The sequence below is a fragment of the Marinomonas sp. S3726 genome (assembly GCF_000967665.1).
In the GTDB taxonomy this organism is placed as follows: domain Bacteria; phylum Pseudomonadota; class Gammaproteobacteria; order Pseudomonadales; family Marinomonadaceae; genus Marinomonas.
In genome coordinates, this window is the sequence record NZ_JXYC01000018.1 from 111258 (window position 1) to 128851 (window position 17594).

General features: G+C 39.7%; 13 protein-coding genes and 1 pseudogene. 2 read left to right on the plus strand and 12 right to left on the minus strand.

The genetic code is table 11. The features are described 5' to 3' along the window. Positions 1-138: 138 nt before the first annotated feature. The 5 genes from TW85_RS15140 to leuC form a co-directional block, all read right to left on the minus strand. A complete protein-coding gene (locus tag TW85_RS15140) occupies positions 139-846 on the minus strand; it encodes a hypothetical protein (RefSeq protein WP_046017979.1) in 708 nt (235 codons plus the stop codon). Between the two features lie 167 nt (positions 847-1013). Continuing rightward, the gene (asd, locus tag TW85_RS15145) at positions 1014-2132 is read right to left on the minus strand and encodes an aspartate-semialdehyde dehydrogenase (RefSeq protein ID WP_046017980.1); all 1119 of its coding nucleotides are present in this window, start codon (positions 2130-2132) and stop codon (positions 1014-1016) included. 132 nt (positions 2133-2264) lie between these two features. After that, positions 2265-3344, minus strand: coding sequence for a 3-isopropylmalate dehydrogenase (gene leuB / locus TW85_RS15150; RefSeq protein ID WP_046017981.1), 1080 nt, complete (start codon positions 3342-3344; stop codon positions 2265-2267). Between the two features lie 45 nt (positions 3345-3389). Beyond that, positions 3390-4037 (minus strand): 3-isopropylmalate dehydratase small subunit, encoded by a 648-nt coding sequence (gene leuD / locus TW85_RS15155; RefSeq protein ID WP_046017982.1) that lies wholly within the window; start codon positions 4035-4037, stop codon positions 3390-3392. 9 nt (positions 4038-4046) lie between these two features. Further along, positions 4047-5474, minus strand: a complete 1428-nt coding sequence (gene leuC, locus TW85_RS15160; protein WP_046017983.1) for a 3-isopropylmalate dehydratase large subunit — start codon at positions 5472-5474, stop codon at positions 4047-4049. Between the two features lie 188 nt (positions 5475-5662). Between leuC and TW85_RS15165 the strand changes: the two genes are divergently transcribed. Beyond that, positions 5663-6565, plus strand: coding sequence for a LysR family transcriptional regulator (locus TW85_RS15165; protein WP_046017984.1), 903 nt, complete (start codon positions 5663-5665; stop codon positions 6563-6565). On the opposite strand, the gene TW85_RS15170 is transcribed toward TW85_RS15165, so the two are convergent. Beyond that, positions 6562-7716, minus strand: coding sequence for an MFS transporter (locus TW85_RS15170; protein WP_046017985.1), 1155 nt, complete (start codon positions 7714-7716; stop codon positions 6562-6564). The two genes, TW85_RS15165 and TW85_RS15170, sit on opposite strands and share 4 nt — an antisense overlap. 528 nt (positions 7717-8244) lie before the next feature. Between TW85_RS15170 and TW85_RS15175 the strand changes: the two genes are divergently transcribed. Next, positions 8245-10008, plus strand: coding sequence for an alpha-amylase family glycosyl hydrolase (locus TW85_RS15175; RefSeq protein WP_046017986.1), 1764 nt, complete (start codon positions 8245-8247; stop codon positions 10006-10008). A 68-nt stretch (positions 10009-10076) separates the two neighbouring features. Here TW85_RS15175 and TW85_RS15180 read toward each other — a convergent pair whose 3' ends face one another. The 6 genes and pseudogenes from TW85_RS15180 to TW85_RS15205 form a co-directional block, all read right to left on the minus strand. Then, on the minus strand, positions 10077-11366 hold the full coding sequence (locus TW85_RS15180; RefSeq protein ID WP_046017987.1) for an NAD(P)/FAD-dependent oxidoreductase: 1290 nt from the start codon (positions 11364-11366) through the stop codon (positions 10077-10079). 123 nt (positions 11367-11489) lie between these two features. Further along, a complete protein-coding gene (locus TW85_RS15185; protein ID WP_046017988.1) occupies positions 11490-11939 on the minus strand; it encodes a YaiI/YqxD family protein in 450 nt (149 codons plus the stop codon). 170 nt (positions 11940-12109) lie between these two features. Next, on the minus strand, positions 12110-13444 hold the full coding sequence (locus TW85_RS15190; protein ID WP_046017989.1) for an NCS2 family permease: 1335 nt from the start codon (positions 13442-13444) through the stop codon (positions 12110-12112). A gap of 747 nt (positions 13445-14191) precedes the next feature. Next, positions 14192-15109: a low-specificity L-threonine aldolase gene (gene ltaE, locus TW85_RS15195; protein WP_084616343.1), complete on the minus strand. Its 918-nt coding sequence runs from the start codon at positions 15107-15109 to the stop codon at positions 14192-14194. A gap of 252 nt (positions 15110-15361) precedes the next feature. Beyond that, a pseudogene (locus tag TW85_RS26170) lies at positions 15362-15469 on the minus strand (beta-eliminating lyase-related protein); the annotation flags it as partial. 160 nt (positions 15470-15629) lie between these two features. After that, positions 15630-17507 (minus strand): propionyl-CoA synthetase, encoded by a 1878-nt coding sequence (locus TW85_RS15205; protein ID WP_046017991.1) that lies wholly within the window; start codon positions 17505-17507, stop codon positions 15630-15632. Between the last annotated feature and the right edge of the window lie 87 nt (positions 17508-17594).

The window sequence follows — 17594 nt, forward strand, 5'->3', positions numbered from 1 at the left end:
ACCTGAACCTTGGCTGTCCTTCATTTATTTAAACTAAACAAGAACAAAAGGAGAAGCAAAAGACCTCATCTACTAATTAGCCCTTAAGCTGGCACAAAAAATAGAATGGCGCACACCTATCTTTGCAAGGCCGCTAATTTATAGATTAAAGCCAGCTCTAAAGAAAAGTACACTATAGTCAGAGACATTTGGAATCGCAGGTAAAAACACAAAATCTAGATGGAACTTATATTTGGTATAGACGCTTAACGAAGGAATAAGCATCAAAGTATGAAGTCTTTCATGGTTTTTAAGCTCGGCTGTATTTGTATCAATATCTGCTGTACTTCTGCTAATCGCAGCAAAGTTGATCCCTACATCAATGCTTTTAACCCCCCAATTATCTAGTAATTTCCGATGAAAAATCCCATAACTGGCTTGAATATTATCTTTGTAAAATGAGTCTTTCATATACCAAAACTCATAATTGTAACCATTGAAAAAGCGCTCACTTGTTTCGTCATAGTACGAATAGGCAAAACCCAAACCTTCATGACTTTCATTGAAGTCATAATTCGATGCATTACCGGATATATAGTGATCAGACCATCCACCAAACTTTATTTGGTATACCCCCTCTTCCACTAGAGGTTCATCTAAAGCTTCGCCATCTTTATCTGCGGCGTTTATCACAACGTCAATATTATCTTTCGGCTCAATACTTTCGGCTAGCGTTACAGAACCACTATCATCTAACAACTCAAACTCTTCGCTATCAACTTCAGCAACTGCGGGGTTGCCTATAAATAAAGCGAGTCCAGATAATAGGACGAATTGCGATATGTATATGCTCCTTTCAAGCACCATACACTCTCCCTTAATAAAATTTACTTTTTCATTATAGGAGGCAAATTTGCATTTATTGGACAGTTTTAGAGATTAAAAGTATTTTTTAAAAGTGTCTCGAAGAAATTTGAGATATAAAAAAAGCCAACTAGAATCAACTAATTGGCTTTCTTTTTAAAATAAGAAAATTAAGCTTCTAACACAATACGAAGCATTCTTCTTAATGGTTCAGCAGCACCCCAAAGCAATTGGTCGCCAACAGAGAAAGCACTGATGTACTCAGGCCCCATATTAAGTTTGCGAATTCGGCCTACTGGAATATCTAGTGTGCCAGTCGCTGCTGTTGGTGTTAATTGTGCCATTGTTAGTTCTTTATCATTAGGTACAACTTTTACCCAATCATTATGCTGAGCTAGCATGCCTTCAATATCTGAAACAGGGATATCTTGGTTCAGCTTGATAGTGAAAGCCTGGCTGTGAGATCGCATTGCACCGATACGAACACATAAACCATCTACAGGAATTGGCGCACCAGAATTACCTAAAATCTTGTTAGTTTCAGCTTGTGCTTTCCACTCTTCACGGCTTTGGCCATTTTCAAGTTGGCTATCAATCCAAGGAATCAAACTACCCGCTAAAGGCACACCAAACTGATCTGTCGGCATTTCTTTAGAACGCATTGTTTGAGTAACTTGTCGGTCAATATCCAAAATTGCACTAGCAGGATCTTGTAATTGATCAGAAACGCTATGCTTAAGTTGACCCATTTGATTGATCAATTCACGCATATGACGTGCACCACCACCAGAGGCTGCTTGATAAGTCATTGAAGTCATCCATTCGATATGACCTTTTTCAAACAAACCACCAAGAGCAAGCATCATTAAACTTACAGTACAGTTACCACCAACAAAGGTATTAACACCATCTTTAAGACCGTTTTGAATAACGTCTTTATTGACAGGATCAAGTACGATAATGGCGTCATCTTTCATTCGCAAAGAAGAAGCAGCATCAATCCAATAACCTTTCCAACCGGCTTCGCGCAAAGGCCCGAAAACAGCTTTAGTATAATCACCACCCTGGCATGAAATAATAACGTCCATTTTTTGAAGGTCTTCAATACTCATAGCATCCTGCAATAATGGAATGTCTTTTCCAATATCAGGGCCTGCTTGACCTTTTTGTGATGTGGTGAAGAAAACAGGATCAATTAGATCAAAGTCTCTTTCTTCTTGCATTCTTTGCATCAACACAGAACCAACCATTCCGCGCCAACCAACTAAACCAACTGTAAGTTTTGACATTTTTATTACCTTTTTGTGATGGGCCCACTCATACCAAGAGCAGTATTAACCCGTTTATGCCTATAGTGGGTATTGCTTAACAATACCCAAATGGTCTTTTTACCATTATTAAAAACGACTGTTTTTAAATCCCTAGGCGGATAGTGCCGCAAGTACTGCGTCACCCATTGCTTGTGTACCAACTGTTGTACAACCTTCAGAGGCAATATCACCCGTACGAAGGCCTTGGTCTAATACATTACTTACCGCCGCTTCAATAGCGTCAGCAGCTTGCTTCTCATTTAGTGAATAACGCAACATCATAGCAACAGATAAAATCGTCGCCAATGGGTTTGCAACACCTTGGCCTGCGATATCTGGTGCAGAGCCATGGCAAGGTTCATACATGCCTTGACCTTTAGAATTCAATGACGCTGATGGAAGCATACCGATAGAGCCAGTTAGCATAGCAGCGGCATCAGATAGGATATCACCAAACATGTTGCCAGTGACCATTACATCAAACTGTTTTGGGGCCTTAACAAGCTGCATTGCAGCATTATCTACTAGCATATGGCTTAATTCGACATCTGGGTACTCTTTTGCAACTTCTTCCATGATTTCTTTCCAAAGTACTGTCACTTCAAGTACGTTAGATTTATCAATTGAACACACACGTTTACCGCGTTGACGAGCAGCTTCAAAAGCAGAATGAGCGATACGACGAATTTCAGATTCAGAGTAAACGTAGGTGTTATATCCTTCGCGTTCACCATTTTCTAAAGTACGGATACCACGAGGTTGACCGAAGTAAATGCCACCTGTTAATTCACGTACAATTAAAATATCCAAGCCAGCAACAATTTCAGGTTTTAAGCTAGATGCTTCAGCTAGTTGAGGGTACAAAATCGCAGGGCGGTAGTTAGCAAAAAGCTCTAGATTTGAACGTAAACCTAGTAGACCCTTTTCAGGTCGAACAGCCATGTCTAAACCATCCCACTTAGGACCACCTACAGCGCCAAGCAATATAGCATCAGCGGCTTTAGCTTTGTCTAATGTCACTTCTGGCAGCGGAGACCCTGTTTCATCGTAAGCTGATCCACCCACTAGAGCTGTTTCATGAGTCAAATTTAATGAAAAAGCGTCATTTACATGATCAAGTACACGAACCGCTTGTGCAACAATTTCTGGACCTATGCCATCACCTGGCAAAATTAGAATATTTTTAGACATAATCATTCCCTAAAAGCGCCCTATGGACGCTTTAAATAAATTTAATTAACCTTTGTTTGCAAACAACCATGGAGCTGATTGCTGGCGCTCTGCTTCGTAAGATTTAATCGCATCTTGGTCCTGTAGTGTTAAACCAATATCATCTAAACCATTCAACAAGCAGTGCTTTCTAAAATCATCTACGTCAAAGCTAAAGCTTGTACCAGACGGTGTAGTAACTGTTTGGGCTTCAAGATCAATAGACAATGCATAACCATCTTCGTTAGCAACTTCTTGAAATAATTGCTCTACATTTTCTTCACTAAGCTGGATTGGCAAAAGGCCATTTTTAAAGCAGTTATTGAAGAAGATATCAGCAAAACTTGGAGCAATGACAACTCTAAAACCGTAGTCATCTAAGGCCCAAGGTGCATGTTCACGAGATGAACCACAACCAAAGTTACGGCGGGCTAGTAAAACACTTGAGCCTGCATATTTGGCTTGGTTTAGCACAAAGTCTTCACGCAATGGACGCCCTGTACATTCTTGATCAGGCTGACCTTCATCTTCATAACGTAATTCATCAAACAAGTTCTTACCAAAACCCGTTCTTTTGATAGATTTTAGGAACTGTTTTGGAATGATCATATCCGTATCAACATTCGCTAAATCTAATGGGGCAACTATGCCTTGGTGTTGTGTAAAAGCGCGCATAATTGTCTCCTAGTGTTTTACTAATTCATTAACGTCAACAAAGTGGCCAGCAATTGCTGCGGCAGCTGCCATAGCAGGACTCACCAAGTGCGTACGTCCACCAAAGCCTTGACGACCTTCAAAGTTACGGTTTGATGTTGAAGCACAATGTTCACCGTTACCTAACTTATCAGCATTCATAGCAAGACACATTGAGCAACCTGGCTCACGCCATTCAAGACCAGCTTGGGTAAAGATTTCATCTAAACCTTCAGCTTCTGCTTGCGCTTTAACCAAACCAGAACCAGGTACAACAATTGCCTGTTTCAAGCTTTCTGCTACTTGGCGACCTTTAACAACTTCTGCTGCAATACGTAGATCTTCGATACGAGAGTTAGTACAAGAACCGATGAAAACACGGTCTAAGGTAATGTCAGCCAATACTGACTTCCCTTCTAACCCCATGTATTTCCATGCACGTGCATAACCTTCTTTTAACACTGGATCAGTTTGATCTTCAGAGCGTGGAATGGCTTGATCGATTGCGATAACCATTTCTGGTGATGTACCCCAAGTAACTTGAGGTTTAATATCTTCAGCCTTAAGAACAACAACATTATCAAAATGTGCGCCTTCATCAGACACAAGATCTTTCCATGCTTCAACAGCTTGATCCCACTGCTCACCTTTTGGCGCATATGGACGACCTTCAACATAATCGATTGTTGTTTGGTCTACTGCAATTAGACCAACTCGTGCACCGGCTTCAATTGCCATATTACAGACGGTCATACGGCCTTCCATAGAAAGACTTTGGATACCTGTACCGCCAAATTCGATAGCATAACCTGTACCACCAGCCGTACCAATTTCACCAATAATGGCAAGTACAACATCTTTTGCAGAAACATAAGGTGATAGTTCGCCATCCACTCGAACTAACATGTTTTTATTCTTTTTCTGAACTAAACATTGAGTTGCTAAAACATGCTCAACCTCAGAAGTACCGATACCATGGGCTAATGCACCAAATGCACCATGGGTCGAAGTATGCGAATCGCCACATACCACTGTCATTCCAGGTAATGTCGCACCTTGTTCTGGCCCAACAACATGCACAATACCTTGACGTTCATCCATCATATTGAATTCAGTAATACCAAATTCATCACAGTTTTCATCTAATGTAACTACCTGAATCTTGGATACAGGATCAGCAATACCATTAACCCCTTCACGACGCTCATTCTTAGTAGTCGGAACATTATGGTCAGGAGTAGCTAAGTTACCACTGATACGCCAAGGCTTACGGTTTGCCATACGTAAACCTTCAAAAGCCTGTGGTGATGTCACTTCATGTAGAAGCTGTAAGTCGATATAAATTAACGCACTACCATCATCTCTTTGCTTAACAAGATGTTGGTCCCATAACTTGTCATATAAGGTTTTCGTTGACATTGAATTCTCTCCTGCATAACTGATTGCGTAATCCTACTGCTTATGTCTAAATTACTCAAATTCATATTTTTCATATTTTGGATTATTTTTTGGAATAGATGAATTAATGATTAATTTATGAACACATCAAACCAAAATTGACAAATTCAATTGGCATTTTGACTCTCTGAACTCGGGAAAATAGACAAATGGAAATCTCAGAATTACTGACTTTTATAAAGGTTGCAGAAACCGCCTCATTTTCTGATGCTGCAGAACAACTCTTTGTCACTCAACCGGCAGTTAGTAAACGCATTGCCGCTTTAGAAGCCAGTTTAGAGCTAAAGCTTTTTGATCGTATTGGTCGCCAGATACAACTGACAGAAGCTGGCCATCAACTATTACCCAAAGCTAAAAAGATTGCTGCTGACATTCGTGATATTAAACGAAGTTTAACAACTCAAGATGAAGTCATAACCGGCGAATTAAAAATGGCGACAAGTCATCATATTGGCTTACACAGGCTACCTAAAGCGCTGAAGCAATATCAGAATGATTACCCAAATGTATTAATCGAAATTGATTTCACGCAATCAGAAGATGCTTACCAACAAGTATTAAAGGGTGACACAGAAATTGCCGTCATTACCCTATCGAACGATGAAAATCCAATGATAGAGTCGATACCCATTTGGTCAGACCCTCTCATGTTAGTTGTTGGACAAGATCACGAACTGGCAAACAATGAAAGTAAAACAAACCAAGAAGTTAATATAGAAGCATTGGCTAGTATGCCTTGTGTATTACCAGATCAAAATACTTTTACCAGACAGATGGTAGATAAGGTGCTGGGGAGCCAGGGTTTAAAACCCAATGTCAGAATGAGTACCAACAATTTTGATACGCTGACCATGCTAGTTTCCATTGGTTGGGGTTGGTCTTTACTCCCTTCAACTTTAGTAAATCAACATCATAAGGTACTTGCTGCCAATGACCTCATTCTAGAAAGGCGACTAGGTGTAATTTATCACAAACAAAGAACATTAAGTCGTAGCGCTGCTGCCATGATGTCTTTACTGGAAAAAGAGATATCTCATGGTCATGATAGTTAACGCACTCTTTGGCTAATAATCAATACAATCAGGGCAATGAGACTTACGATTGATGCTGCGGCAAAAGTCCATTCCCCGCCAAACCAATCCCATAGATACCCTGAACCAACCATACCAACACCACCACCTAAACCAATTGCAAAGCCACTATACATAGCTTGTCCTTGAGCAGCATATTGCTCTGGGAATAATCGATTTATCTGAGCGATAGATACCATATGGAAAGTGGCAAAAGTAATGCAGTGCAGCAATTGAGTAAAAAGTGCAATCATCACATTGTCTGCGTACCAAGCAATTAAATACCAGCGCACTATTCCAGAAATAAAACAGAATGCGATTAGGTATACAACATTAAGCCGTGCGAAAAAATTTCCTAAGAAAATAAAAACAAAGATCTCTACTAAAACACCAAAGGCAATTAATAGCCCAACTTGATCACCACTAAAGCCTGCATTCGTTAAATGCACAGCAAAAAACACGTTAAATGGTGCATGAGCCATAAAAGATAAAAATGCGAGAATCAAAAAGAAAATGACTTCTCTATTTTTAATCAGATTAACAAAGTCGCCTTTATTCTTTTTAATATTGGTGTCTATTGGTTGCTCATATATATAAAAACTTGTCAGTACAGCGATAAGTAAGAAAGCCGTCAAACTCGGTAAAATAACAACCGGTCCGAATGATTCAATCAGATAACCAGCAAAAGTTACGGCAACGATAAAACCGATCGAGCCCCCGACACGTATTCTTGTATAAGGTACATTAAGGTTGCGAATACTTCGCAAAGTTAAAGTATCACTGAGTGGTGTTAAGGCAGAAAAAAAGACAGCATATAACAGCATTATCCACCAAAAAGCCTGATAACTTTCAACAAAGTTCATACAGATAGCCATGATGCAAGCACCAATAACCGCTATTTGCAGAGCCCTTTTAGGTAAACCTAAAGTGTTTGTTAACCAACCCCAAAAATGCGGTGCGACAATTGTAGACAGTGTCACCAGCGAAAGTAGTTGGCCAGTCTGCGTGCCATTAAACCCTATCGACTTAAAGTACACAGACATATAAGGCATAAACACACCTATCATGGCGCAAAAAAAGAAATAGAAATTAAATAAGGGCCAAGCAATATGACGTGAGCGGGCTGAGAACATAATGTTTTCCAAACAAGGCAATCATCTTGTACTTTTGGTTAAGAACACTTGATGAATGTAACAGACGATTAATAGATTATTTTACCCCATCAAGGGCGGCACAACTAATCTAATCTTAGTAATAATTTAAATTTATAGTGTTTTTATGAAGGAAGTAGCGATTAAGCCACCCCTGCTCAGTTTTCTCAAAAAAGTAAAACTTTGACTTAATCTAGCTACCTTTCGAAAAGTGACAAGGCAGGGTGTTATTTTCTATGAATACCGTTTAAGTATTCTTGAAGACCCGAAGTTGATTTTCTAAAAGCGCTACTATTATCTTTAGGGCCTTATCAATAAAGTCACTCCTAAGTTGCGCTCTGCGCCATAAATCTAGTCGCTTGTAGCATATGCTGATATGGGAGACCTTATTCACAGACACCCTAGCTGAAGACGAATTTGCGTTAAAGCTCATAATGCGTCTTAATTCGTAAACAAACTCGGTTTTTACTATCAATATATTATTTACATCATGATTTAGGGATAAGAGAAATGAATGAATTGAATACACAATGGTGGCGTGGTTGCGTAATTTACCAAGTTTATCCAAGAAGCTTTTTTGACTCTAATAATGATGGTATAGGTGACCTACAAGGTGTCACACAAAAACTTGATTACATTGCAAGCCTAGGCGTGGATGCTGTTTGGCTATCTCCTTTTTTCACCTCACCCATGAAAGACTTTGGCTATGATGTTAGCAATTATTGCGATGTCGATCCTATGTTTGGCACATTAACTGATTTTGATAATCTAGTTGCTAAAGCGCATTCCCTTGGGCTTAAAATTATCATTGATCAAGTTTTAAATCATAGCTCTGATGCTCACCCTTGGTTCACAGAGTCTCGTAAAGATAAAACCAATGACAAACAAGATTGGTATGTTTGGCATGACCCAAAACCAGATGGCAGTGTTCCCAATAATTGGCTGTCCGTTTTTGGTGGCCCAGCATGGCATTGGGATAGCCGCCGCCGTCAATACTACCTACATAATTTTCTAGATAGTCAGCCTGATTTAAACTTCCATAACCCTGATGTTGTTGACGCCCTTCTTGATACCGTTGAGTTTTGGCTTAAGCGTGGAGTAGATGGATTCAGATTAGATACGGCCAACTTTTATTATCATGACATTGAATTGAAAGATAATCCTGCAAGAGAAATCATAGAAGAAGGCGGAATAGGTGTTCGTCCTGATAATCCTTACGCTTATCAACTTCACCTTTATGATAAGTCTCAACCTATTAATATCAGCTTTTTAAAAAGGTTACGGACTTTATTGGATCAATACCCAGGTACAACAACAGTTGGCGAAGTCGGCTGTGACTTTTCATTAAAAACCATGGCTGAATACACCCAAGGTCAAGACAAGCTTCACATGTGTTACTCCTTCGATCTTTTAACCAAAGACAATTCAATGAATCATATCCGCCACACCATAGAGACAATAGAACACGCTCTTGGTGATGGCTGGCCTTGCTGGTCAATTGGCAACCATGATGTAGAACGTGTTGCTAGCCGCTGGGGATCAGGGCATCAAGATCCTAATCAAGCAAAGATTTTCATGCTTATGCTTTTGTGCCTACGCGGCAGTATTTGTTTGTATCAAGGTGAGGAATTAGGTTTAAAAGAAGCCAAGCTTACTTTCGAGCAATTAGTTGATCCTTTTGGTATCGCCTTTTGGCCAGAGTTTAAAGGTCGAGACGGCTGTCGCACCCCAATTCCTTGGAGTGGTTCAAAAAATGGCGGTTTTTCCTCAACAACACCTTGGCTCCCCGTTTCGGCCGAACATATAGATAACAATGTCACTAAACAAGAAGATGACTCGGGCTCAACTTTAACGGCTTATCAGGATTTTTTGCATTTCCGCAAATTAAGGCCCGAGCTCATTTCTGGTGATATCAAGTTTATACATAGCGATGACAAGAGTTTGATTTTTATTCGGACTTTTGAAAATCACGAGACTTTAATTGCATTAAATACTTCTGACGATACTTTTCAGTTCGCTCTAAATTTTGATATCAAATTATGTCCTCTGCCACCAAGCCTTCCAGGTGGTCAATATAAAGCGTCAGTCAATGCACACGGTGGGATTATCAGTTTATTTGCTAATACCTGCGTTATCGCCGATGTCGTTAATGATCACGCTCAATCAAATAAGCATGATCGTCAGAGAGAAAGTATCAAAATCCATTGTAAGAGTAAGCAAATGGATGAGGAAGAAACCATTGAAGAAGCAGCAATAGCAAGCGTTGGAAGATAAATACGAGGTAAAAAAGTTACCTCGTATTTATTTAAATAAACGAAATTTAGATAGGTGAGAATCAGCCTTTAATGAAGTTTCATTTTAGGCTTAACCACTTTACCAATTTTCTGAGCGGCCATGATTATCATGGCTTTCGTCCACCCATGAATAGCTATGAGGTGTAATCGGTATAAAGACACATATACTAAGCGTGCAATACGCCCTTCTACAAACATAGAGCCTGCTGTCAAATTCCCCATTAAGCTTCCAACCGTACTATAACGGCTTAAGTTCACTAAAGAACCATGGTCTCTATAAAGATAATCTTGCAGCGGCTCTCCTCTGAAGCTGGCTTGGATATTTTTAAATACCATGCTTGCCATCTGGTGAGCAGACTGAGCTCTTGGTGGCACAAAACTACCATCAGGTTGCACACAAGCACAACAATCACCAATCACATACACATTATCGAAAGACTGAGACTGTAAACTTGGCCTAACTAGAATTTGGTTATTCCGGTTTGTTTCAAACCCCTCTAGTTGTGCAACAAAATCAGGTGCTTTCACACCAGCTGCCCAAATCATCATATCCGCATTAATAAGGGTTTCATCAGCTGTAATGAAGCCTTCTTTTTCCGCACGAATAATGCGTTTTGATTCAGATACCTTTACACCAAGACGAGACAGTTCTGATCTGGCGCTATTTGCAATCCGATCAGGTAACGCTGGAAGAATGCGCTGACCAGCTTCAATTAACTCCACTTCTAAACGTTTAGCTGAAACGGCAGGCATACCATACGCTTTTAACAGATCAGCAACATGGTAAAGCTCAGCCGATAACTCAACGCCTGTCGCACCGCCACCTACAATTGAGAGTTTTAAGTTCTCTTCATCCGTTCCTTGTTGTATACGTAAGAACTGATTCAATAGCGCTTGTTGGAAGCGCTCAGCTTGTTTATGAGAGTCTAAGAAGTAGCAGTTTTCAGCAACGCCTGGAGTACCAAAGTCATTGCTCACACTACCAATGGCTAATACGACAATATCGTAGCTAAGCTCTCTTTCTGGCAAGAGTTCATGCCCTTCATCATCATTCAATGCATCTAGTTTGATCACTTTTCTAGAAGCATCCATACCATTCATACAACCAAGTTGAAACTGATAGTAATGTTTTGCTGAATGCGCACGATAGCTAATGCCGTCAGTATTGATATCTAGAGACCCTGTCGCAACTTCATGCAATAAAGGCTTCCATATATGAGTACGACTTTTATCTATTAGAATGATTTCGGCTTGCCGTGTTTTACCAAACTTGTGCCCCAATCTGGTAACAAGCTCAAGGCCACCGGCGCCTCCACCTACTACAACTATGCGTTTCATAACTAATCCTCAATAAAATTCAGCAAATAACTTTCGGTTTATGAGCTCTAGTAAAAGCTATTAGCTGAATTTTCTTTTTATTTATGGGGTGATATTAACCGCTCGACCAATTCACCCTCATATTTATTTAACCTTATTGGCCAATAACTTATCAAGCGAATTAGCAAAAGCCATTCTATCTTGCTGGCTAAAAGCAGCAGGTCCACCTGATTGTATGCCTGAGCTACGCATTGATTCCATAAAGTCTCGCATGGCCAATCTTTGTTTAATATTTTCCTTAGTATAAATCTCTCCCCTAGGATTTATCGCTGTGGCATCTTTATCTATGATTTCAGCGGCAAGGGGAATATCAGCTGTAATAGCTAAGTCACCTGCTTCAATGTTTTGAACAATATAGTCATCTGCCACATCAAACCCTTGGCTCACTTGTCGGCTCGATATAAAAGCAGAAGGTGGTGTATTAATTTTTTGATTTGCCACTAGAATACACGCTATTTTGGTACGCTCTGACGCTTTAAATAGAATGTTTTTAATTACATTGGGACAGGCGTCCGCATCTACCCATATTTTCATAATAAAACCTTATAAATGATTGGGACATTATTAAGGATATAGACCAGCTAAACAATGTAACAATTAGTCAATTACCTCTTTTCACACAATTTTTTTCAGTTTTCCTACATACTTAAACAAAAAAAGCCCTTTAACCTAAGTTAAAGGGCTTTCAGTGATACTAAATAACTTTATAAAAACATAAGCTTAGCGACAAACACTAAGGTCAGAACATACATGCAAACAGAAACATCTTTTGATTTGCCTGTAGCAAGTTTTAGTACGGTATAAGTGATAAAGCCTAAGGCAATACCGTTAGCAATTGAGAAGGTTAAAGGCATCATAAATGCGGTGATTGCAGCAGGTGCTGAATCAGTAAAGTCACGCCAGTTTACATGCTGCAAGCTACTAATCATAACGAAAGCAACATATATAAGCGCACCCGCTGTGGCATAAGAAGGAATCATTGCAGCTAAAGGGGATAAGAATATTGCTAAAACGAACAGAGCACCGATAACTAAAGCAGAAAGACCAGTACGACCACCCGCAGCAACACCCGCAGCACTTTCAAGATAACTTGTGACAGGCGGACAACCTACACACGCACCCGCAACACTTGCAACACTGTCTGCTTTAAGCGCTTTACTTAGCCCCTGAATTTTATTGGTTTCTGGATCTATTAGATTAGCTCTATCAGCAACTCCCATTAAGGTGCCAGCTGTATCAAACATATTAACGAAAAGAAAGGCTAAAATGACACTCACCATGGAGATGTTTAAAGCCCCCATAATATCCATCGCCATAAAGGTTGGAGCAATACTAGGTGGTGCCGAGAAAATACCATTGTACTCAACAATTCCCAACCCAAGTCCAACCAAAGTGACACTAATGATACCAATGAGTACGGCACCAAAAACCTTACGTTCGCTCAGTACAGCAATAATAAGAAAGCAAACACCTGCTAGTAATGCGCTTGGTTGAGTAAAATCACCCATAGATATAAGCGTGGCAGGGTTATCAACAACAATGCCAGCCCCTTTAAGCCCAATCAACCCAAGGAAAAGTCCAACACCCGCTGTCATAGCAAAACGTAAGCTTTGTGGAATGCTTTCTATAATCCATTCTCTAACACGGTAAAAGCTCATGGCCACAAAAATAACACCTGAGAGAAATACTGCACCTAAAGCCACTTCCCAGCTATAACCCATCTCACCAACGACAGTAAAAGCAAAAAAGGCGTTAAGGCCCATACCTGGCGCTAATCCAACTGGCCAATTTGCAAACAACCCCATCAAAAGACAACCAATAGCGGCTCCGATGCAAGTGGCAACAAACACAGCACCATGGTCCATGCCTGAGGCAGCCATAATGCTCGGGTTAACAAAAATAATGTATGCCATGGTAGCAAAAGTAGTGATACCACCAATCATCTCATTTTTTACGTTAGAGCCGTGTTGTTTAAGTTTGAAAAAACGCTCCAAAAAATTGGAAGGTATTGAATTAGGTTCGGAATTGCTGCTGATCATAACGAACAGTCCTCTTTAATGAACATATTTGGAATTGGATTCTGCTTCTAACTTGCTTGATATCCAATTAAGCCAATTTGGTAGCTAGGTTAATCTTTTATTTTTATTAAGGTGCATAGCAGCCTCATATATGTTTCAAACTCAAGGTATAAACTGGATTCAGACTATGAGCTTGGTTACCCCCTTCTTGAGTAAAGTAGAAGAGATCGTTATTAAATAAGACTTGTGGTATTCACAAAAAACATAATCAATAACTAAATTTCAATTGTCACTATATTGAAACAATGAGATCAGGATACATTGTCAATCTAAGACATCATAGCCCCATTAGCAAAATAAATTTCACATTAAGGTTTTGTGTGATTAATTTTTCATCAGGTGGTATGTATTTACTAATTTTTTGCACATTTATTATGCTTAGTACAACATTATTCGCCTTGCTTTGAAGTCAAATGATTAAAAATAGAAGTTATAAAGCTGAAATAAAGAAAGATTATTTAATCTATATAAATCATAAACTTAAGATTTTATTTATATAAATCAAACCAATTAACTTTCTAATTTATTAACCAAGAAATAAGCACTAATGAATGGACATAGATTAATTAGCTCTATGTCCTTAACAAGCCGTTTTTGTAATATGAATCAAATTTCAGAATGAGCAAAATTTGACCTAATTGAATCAAATTGCCAGACAAGAAGAGAAAGGAAAGCCTACGCAGACTCCCCTTTAATAAGAATCTTTTTCTATGAAAAATATTGTTTTAAAAGATCAATCAAGCGGGTGATATCTTCACGGCTAATACCATTATGAGTAACAAAACGCATCGGTTGGCCTTTACTCACAATGACTTTATTCTGCTTCAAAAACGCCACTAGCTCATCTTGATCAACATCATCCCTGACCTTAGTAAAGACTATGTTGGTTTCAACAAAGTCAGTATTCAAATGGAAAGCATCTAATTTGTTAAGAGACTCAGCGAGATAACGGGCATTATCATGATCTTCTTGTAACCTAGATACATTGTTTTGCAGAGCATACAAACCAGCTTTAGCAAGATAACCAGCTTGACGCATGCCGCCACCCAGCACTTTTCGCCAGCGTCTAGCCTTATTAATAAGAGACTGATTACCTAATAACAAGGAACCAACTGGCGCACCTAACCCCTTAGATAAGCATATTGATACTGAATCAAAGCATTGAGTTATCTCTTTAATATCTATGCCTAATGCTGTACTTGCGTTATATACTCTTGCTCCATCTAGATGTAGAGATAGCTTATTTTCATCCACGAATTGTCGTGCATTTTGTAAATAACTCAGCGAAATTACTCTACCATTTATTGTATTTTCTAAACTTAAGAGTCGTGTTTGAGCAAAGTGTGAATCATCTGGTTTGATCGCCGCTTTCAACTTTTTAAAACAGAGTGTGCCATCAACTTCATTCTCAATAGGTTGAGGTTGAATTGAGCCTAAAACAGCAGCACCACCACCTTCAAACTTGTAGTTATGGGCCTGTTGCCCACAAAGGTATTCATCCCCTCTTTCACAATGCGCCATTAAAGCTAGTAGATTAGCTTGAGTCCCTGAACTACAAAAAAGAGCGGCCTCAAATCCGTGACGCTCAGCCGCCCAAGCCTCAAGTTGATTAAGGAACCTGCGAATAAGTCCTCCCGCCTCAGCGTGTGGATAAAAGCGCCTAGATTTATGGCGAGGGACGTAACTTAATAGTTATTCTATTGATAAGGCCCTCAACTTAAAGATAGGGCTTTTAGACCACGCCCTTTGGGTCTTTCAGAAAAAGCGCCAACCTGTGTTGTCCCTTTTCGAAAGGTGCCTACATTACGTCAAAGTGACGCCTTGCTTGACGCTTTTTCTGAAAAGACTGAGAAGAGGTGACTTAATCGCAGGTTCCTTAACACTTGGGTCATCACCATAAACGTCATCACCTACTTGAGCGCTGAACATGACATCTAACATAGCCTGAGTGGGTTTGGTTACTGTATCTGAGCGTAAATCTATCATTTAAAGTCCCTGTTTTTTAGCATTGCGAGTTAACTTCACCTATCTCTAAGGTATTGTATTCAATATAAAAGATCTCACAAATGAATGCTAGGTCATAAATTTAGAGCAAAAAAAATGCTTATAGTGACCAACTATAAGCATTATTAATCAGCTTATTTTATTAACGCGCACAAAGCACACTCTCAATTTCAGTTAAGCTTGCAGGGTCATCAATAGTTGAAGGAATACTAAATTCTTCCCCATCCGCAATCTGGCGGATCAGCTTCCTTAATATTTTACCACTTCGTGTTTTGGGTAACCTTTGTACAACTTTCGCTTCTTTAAAGCTTGCTACAGCCCCAATTTCACTTCTCACATTCGAAACTAGTTCGGCTTCAAGTTGATTTTCATTTTTCTGAACACCATCTTTAAGCAAAACTAAACCCAAAGGTTTTTGCCCTTTAATATCACATTTAATTCCAATAACCGCACATTCTGCAACATCAGGATGAGAGGCGATCACCTCTTCCATTTCACCCGTACTTAATCTATGTCCTGCAACATTGATAATGTCATCTGTACGCCCCATGATAAAAACATAACCATCTTCATCAATATAACCGCCATCGCCACTGGTATAATAGCCGTCAAATGTTTTTAGGTAGCCATCCACAAACCTGTCATGATTCCCCCAAATAGTTGCTAAGCAACTCGGTGGTAATGGCAGTTTTAGCGCCACATTACCCTGCACATTTGCGCCGACTTCATTACCTTCATCATCTAAGATCTTCACATTAAAACCAGGTACGGGTTGAGTTGCTGAACCCGCTTTAGCCTCTTTCAGTTCAACACCCATTAAATTTCCGCAAATAGCCCAGCCTGTTTCTGTTTGCCACCAATGATCAATCACTGGCACATTTAATAAATCTTTAACCCAATGATACGTTGCAGGATCCAGCCTTTCGCCAGCCATGAAAATGGCTTTTAGATTTGAAAGCTTATACGGCTTTAAGCATAACGAATCTGGATCTGCTTTTTTAATGGCTCTAAAAGCTGTCGGAGCAGTAAACAGTGCCTTGACACCATACTCTTCACAGACTCGCCAAAATGCACCTGCATCAGGCGTACCAATTGGCTTGCCTTCATATAAAACACTGGTTAAACCTTGAATCAGAGGGGCATAAACAATATATGAATGCCCAACCACCCAGCCAACATCTGAAGCCGCCCAAAACACATCGCCTGGGTCCATGTCGTAAATGGCTTTCATTGAGTATTTCATTGCAACAGCGTGAGAGCCATTATCTCGAACAACGCCTTTTGGACGTCCTGTTGTACCTGAGGTATATAAAATATATAGAGGATCAGTTGATAACACAGGAATACAGTCTGCTTCTTGTGCGGTTTCCAATGCTAGTCGCCAGTCAATGTCCCTGCCTTCTACAAGGTTTGCTACCGATTCAGGACGTTGCCAAATAATCGCATGTTTAATTTTATGGCTAGACAGCTCAACCGCTTTATCTAGTAATGTCTTGTAGTCTATAACTCGGCTAACTTCAATACCGCAACTTGCTGAGACAATGACATCAGGTGTGGCATCTTCAATACGAATAGCCAGTTCATGTGGGGCAAAGCCGCCAAATACGACCGAATGAACTGCGCCTAATCTCGCACATGCCAACATGGCAATACTGGCTTGTGGGATCATAGGCATATAGATAAGGACCCTATCCCCTTTCTTCACTCCTTGCTTTCTAAGTACTCCAGCAAAAAGTGCAACTTGATCTCGTAAATCCTTATAGCTAATGGATTCTTTTGTATCAGTTACAGGTGAATCATAATGAATAGCAATTTGATTGCCGCGACCTTGCTCAACATGGTAATCAAGTGCCATATGACAGGTATTCATCACACCATCTACAAACCATCTATCTAGGCCATTTTCGTCTTTAGCTAAGATAGTATTTGGTTTCTTGAACCAATCTAGTTGATCTGCTTTTTCTTTCCAGAAAACGTCAGGAGTTTCGATTGAGGCTTGATATTCGCTGTCATAACTCATAATACTTGTTCCCTTATTATCTTTTTTGAACATGTCATGAATGGGTTACCCTTTTGGATAACCTCGATAGCTTCATCATGGTCATGA